The sequence below is a fragment of the Candidatus Hydrogenedentota bacterium genome (assembly GCA_016791475.1).
Lineage (GTDB): Bacteria > Hydrogenedentota > Hydrogenedentia > Hydrogenedentales > JAEUWI01 > JAEUWI01.
The window spans coordinates 1-685 of record JAEUWI010000248.1 but is presented as its reverse complement, the minus strand read 5'-3'; the positions used below and the strand labels follow the sequence as shown (position 1 = coordinate 685).

The window sequence follows — 685 nt, the reverse complement described above, 5'->3', positions numbered from 1 at the left end:
CACTACGGGGCGCGCCTCGCCGCCGCCGGTATGCCCGAGGTGCTGGGCATGAAGGAGATCCTCGCCACGCTCGATATCGGCGACGAGATGCCGCTGGTGGGCTGGGTGTTCGGCGAGCGCTGGGCGGGGGCGAATCCGGCCGCGATCCGGGGCTTCCTGCGCGCCTCCGCGGCGGCCAAGGCGCTGCTGCGCGAGTCCGACGCGGCCTGGGAGGCGTTGCGCCCGTCGATGCGCGTCGAGGATGAGGCGACCTTCGTCGCGCTGCGCGAGGGTTTCCGCGCCGGCATCCCGCAGGCTGCGGGCGAGGAGGGCGAGCGCGCCGCCGCGCGCGCCTTCGCGATCCTCGCTGCGGAAGGGGGCGAGGCCCTGGTCGGGCGCGCCCGCGAGATCGCGCCGGGCACCTTCTGGCATGGAGGCGGGGGGCGGTGAGCGCGCGGCGCCTCGCCCCGCCTGCACCCGCCGTGCCCGCGCGTCCCCAGGTGACCTCGTCGACCTCCCCGCACGAGCCCGCTGCCGCGGTGCCGCAGGGGGCGCTCGCCCGGCGCGACGAGGGGAGGCTGCGCATCGCCTCGCTGGTCGTCTTCGTCCTCCGGTGGCAGCTCGGCGCCAGCCTCGCCGACAGCCGAACGCTGCCCGATCCGCTCGCGGTGCTGGCGCGCATCGGCGCCGAGACGGCCTCGCTCGC

2 protein-coding genes are annotated in these 685 nt (G+C 77.2%); both read left to right on the top strand.

The window, feature by feature from the left end:
- Positions 1-429 (top strand): ABC transporter substrate-binding protein (locus JNK74_29025; GenBank protein ID MBL7650225.1); only part of this gene is annotated, 429 nt, incomplete at its 5' end.
- Positions 426-685, top strand: a 260-nt coding sequence (locus JNK74_29020) for an ABC transporter permease (GenBank protein MBL7650224.1), incomplete at its 3' end; no start/stop codon positions are given. The genes JNK74_29025 and JNK74_29020, both read left to right, overlap by 4 nt.